The 4,160-nt window shown below is 40.9% G+C and carries 4 protein-coding genes; all 4 read right to left on the bottom strand.

Translation table 11 applies throughout. From position 1 onward, the window contains the following. Positions 1-64: 64 nt before the first annotated feature. Positions 65-655, bottom strand: a complete 591-nt coding sequence (locus EJF25_RS24675) for a replication/maintenance protein RepL (protein ID WP_004295513.1) — start codon at positions 653-655, stop codon at positions 65-67. Between the two features lie 437 nt (positions 656-1,092). Then, positions 1,093-2,196 (bottom strand): plasmid recombination protein, encoded by a 1,104-nt coding sequence (locus EJF25_RS24670; protein ID WP_007219893.1) that lies wholly within the window; start codon positions 2,194-2,196, stop codon positions 1,093-1,095. A gap of 618 nt (positions 2,197-2,814) precedes the next feature. Then, a complete protein-coding gene (locus EJF25_RS24655) occupies positions 2,815-3,405 on the bottom strand; it encodes a replication/maintenance protein RepL (protein ID WP_004295513.1) in 591 nt (196 codons plus the stop codon). 437 nt (positions 3,406-3,842) lie between these two features. After that, the gene (locus EJF25_RS24650) at positions 3,843-4,070 is read right to left on the bottom strand and encodes a hypothetical protein (RefSeq protein ID WP_032581453.1); all 228 of its coding nucleotides are present in this window, start codon (positions 4,068-4,070) and stop codon (positions 3,843-3,845) included. Positions 4,071-4,160 lie beyond the last annotated feature (90 nt).

Here is a 4,160-nt window from a genome sequence, read left to right as displayed (position 1 = left end):
TTTATCTATCCCCCCCCGCCCCCAAAGGGGGAGCGACCAAACGGCAGCTTCACTCAATGGAGTGTTACTGTTCATCAAAGCCAAGTGATAATTGTCGTTTCTCTGCTTCTTCTTTCTTTTGGGCAGCTAAAGTCTTTTTCCGAACGTATGTTTTAGCAAATGTCACTCGGTCACCATTGAATACTATCAGAGGATTAATAAACCAAAGATTATCGGCTGGTCCTCGGGCTATGATTTCAGCTTTTACAAGTTCTGCAAGTCCTTTATAAACGGCTTTGTCTGTTTTGTATTTGGTATATTCTAGGCATTTTTTTCTATTGAAGATGATTAAATCATTTTTGGGTTTCATGCAGGTCATAAAGTAACCAAAAACCCGAATAGCTGCTTGTGATAGGTCAAAGAATGCAGCAAAGTTAGAAAGATACAATTTAGTGAATTGTTCTTCATCTACTTCTATTTGACGGATAAACGAAGTCTTAAACACTTCTCCAGTTTCAGTGTCGGCTAAAGCTACTACGGCTCTCTTATCGCCACCACTATTACTCTTATACTTTTTAACAACATGATTTTCAATACCTTCTATAGCTTGTTTCATAAAAGGATTTTCTTCGTTCTTTTGAAAATCGGTTAACTTAACTGCTTTTTTATTTTCCATTTTGATGTGTTTTTGGGAAATATTATTCTCCACAAAGTAAACTATTATTTTCCATAAAAACAATATTAAGGGAAATATTATTTTCCTGTTTAGTATTATATTAGGAAATCAGTATTTTCTAGATTGGAAAATGAGAATTTCCAATATGGAAAATGCCCTATATTGTGTATCAAGTACTTAACTTATTCTATTTCTTCTATTCTTAATATACCCCCCAAACAGCACAAAATCAGTCACTTAAAAATCATCGGTCGGGGAGCGCCCAGCGGCAAGGGGCGGGACCACCCGTCCCGACGAGCGCCACACCATAAACTTTTTTTAGAATAAGCACACAACCGTTTTCCGAACCCTGCAAAATTTCTTCCGAATCCGAACGACGTAACACTCCATTGAGAGAGGCTGCCGTTTGGTCGCTCCCCCTTTGGGGGCGGGGGGGGTTACATACCCATACCGAAACCTCTGCTTCTGGTGATTTGCTTGAGTAGGTCTTTCCCCTCTTCCATAGCTTTTGATATGTTTGGGAAATGATGCCTTAAAGCCTCCAGTTGTTCGGAATTGAACAAGTCTTTCATCTTACCAAGTTCTTTTTTCAATTCCTTGGTTTCGGTCTTTAGTTCTTGGTTCTCCGTCCTTAATCGGTTACTGGTTGTCCTTGCGTTGTCCATTTGTTGTCTATAATACTCCTTGTCATTCTCGGCTTTGAATGCCTTTGTGCCGTTTTGCTCTTTTTCAAGTATAGCCTTTCCCAGTCTATCGGATAGCTGTTCATTTTCCCCCTCTAAAGCCTTTACTTTGGCTTTTAAGGCATCCTTTTCCCTATCGTTGACTGTTTTTCCAATCAAGCCGTAAAACTTCTCTGAAGCCTTAGAAATGAGTTTTTGGACGTTCTTCTTTGTTTCAATGGAACGTAGTTCTTTCTGAAGCTGAAGAAGCTGGTTTTGTACGTCCTTGTGTTTGTCTAATGCACTGGATATATCGTTTGATAGTTCCTGAAGCTGTTCTTTCGCACATTCGGTCTTGTACTGCATAGCCGATAAGTGTTTGCGGTCAGAAGAAACGCCACGTTCCATGCCCAGTGTTTCAGATGCTATGGTTTGGAGTTCTGCCATGTCATCACGCGATAAACGCACACTTTTCCCATTCGGCTGCGTCCAATCGAAAACTACATGGGCATGAAGGTTAGGTGTCCATTGCTTTGCGTTCATGTATCCTTCGTCCTTGTGTATATGGATTTGAAATGCTTCGATACCGAAACGTTCTTTGCAGACCGTGGCAAACTGCTGGAGTTCCTGCATGGTGGTTTCTTGTTTGATTACTATTACTCCCTCTCGTATGGGTGCGGCTTTAGCCTGCATCTTCTGCCCAACCGTATCGAGATATCTTTGTTTCGCACTTTCCAGCCGATGGGAGATGCTATCTCCAACCCAGCTTTCATTCAAATGACTAAGTTCGGGACGAACATAGTCCAACTCTTTTTCCCTAAAGTTGTGAATCTCACTCCCCGGCTTCACTGCTTGTACATGAATACTTGTTGCTCCCATAAGTTAACATTTTTGTGACAATCGATAACAGCCGGTGACAGCCGGCTGACAGGGGGTTAAGGGGGCTTGTCCCCTTACACACGCACCCTTTAGGGTGCTAGTGTGCTATCACCATACTGCATAGGTGCGAAGTTAGCAAATGTTCTGTAAATGCACAAATAAAGGGGAAAACATTTGGATTTGCGACAATAAAGTACTACCTTTGTTGCTGACCAAACGGTAGCCGACCGATACGGGAGAGTTACCAAAATACAAGCCGCTGGAGTTAATTGACGGACATCCGACATCTCCAGCGGCTTTATTTTTGCCTATCTGCTTCGTCTAGGCATACCAGTACCTCTACTAAAAATGTACTTCAAAGATACTTATTTTCTACCGACTTGATAGTTTTTACCCCATATTCTTGGACATTTTTCCCCCATGAGGTTATCTTTGTAGGGTGAAAGAGAAACCCATAAACGGGGATAGATTGAATGCTGGGAAGCATAAACAATCGGGGTAAGGTTAGCGAACCTTGCCTTTCATCCCCCATTATAACTTTACATAGAGGAACTTTATCTATCCCCCCCCCGCCCCCAAAGGGGGAGCGACCAAACGGCAGCTTCACTCAATGGAGTGTTACTGTTCATCAAAGCCAAGTGATAATTGTCGTTTCTCTGCTTCTTCTTTCTTTTGGGCAGCTAAAGTCTTTTTCCGAACGTATGTTTTAGCAAATGTCACTCGGTCACCATTGAATACTATCAGAGGATTAATAAACCAAAGATTATCGGCTGGTCCTCGGGCTATGATTTCAGCTTTTACAAGTTCTGCAAGTCCTTTATAAACGGCTTTGTCTGTTTTGTATTTGGTATATTCTAGGCATTTTTTTCTATTGAAGATGATTAAATCATTTTTGGGTTTCATGCAGGTCATAAAGTAACCAAAAACCCGAATAGCTGCTTGTGATAGGTCAAAGAATGCAGCAAAGTTAGAAAGATACAATTTAGTGAATTGTTCTTCATCTACTTCTATTTGACGGATAAACGAAGTCTTAAACACTTCTCCAGTTTCAGTGTCGGCTAAAGCTACTACGGCTCTCTTATCGCCACCACTATTACTCTTATACTTTTTAACAACATGATTTTCAATACCTTCTATAGCTTGTTTCATAAAAGGATTTTCTTCGTTCTTTTGAAAATCGGTTAACTTAACTGCTTTTTTATTTTCCATTTTGATGTGTTTTTGGGAAATATTATTCTCCACAAAGTAAACTATTATTTTCCATAAAAACAATATTAAGGGAAATATTATTTTCCTGTTTAGTATTATATTAGGAAATCAGTATTTTCTAGATTGGAAAATGAGAATTTCCAATATGGAAAATGCCCTATATTGTGTATCAAGTACTTAACTTATTCTATTTCTTCTATTCTTAATATACCCCCCAAACAGCACAAAATCAGTCACTTAAAAATCATCGGTCGGGGAGCGCCCAGCGGCAAGGGGCGGGACCACCCGTCCCGACGAGCGCCACACCATAAACTTTTTTTAGAATAAGCACACAACCGTTTTCCGAACCCTGCAAAATTTCTTCCGAATCCGAACGACGTAACACTCCATTGAGAGAGGCTGCCGTTTGGTCGCTCCCCCTTGGGGGGGGGGGGGGGTTACATACCCATACCGAAACCTCTGCTTCTGGTGATTTGCTTGAGTAGGTCTTTCCCCTCTTCCATAGCTTTTGATATGTTTGGGAAATGATGCCTTAAAGCCTCCAGTTGTTCGGAATTGAACAAGTCTTTCATCTTACCAAGTTCTTTTTTCAATTCCTTGGTTTCGGTCTTTAGTTCTTGGTTCTCCGTCCTTAATCGGTTACTGGTTGTCCTTGCGTTGTCCATTTGTTGTCTATAATACTCCTTGTCATTCTCGGCTTTGAATGCCTTTGTGCCGTTTTGCTCTTTTCAAGTATAGCCTTTCCCAGTCTATCG

Source organism: Bacteroides faecalis (assembly GCF_003865075.1).
GTDB lineage: Bacteria > Bacteroidota > Bacteroidia > Bacteroidales > Bacteroidaceae > Bacteroides > Bacteroides faecalis.
This window is presented reverse-complemented; position numbering and strand designations above follow the sequence as displayed.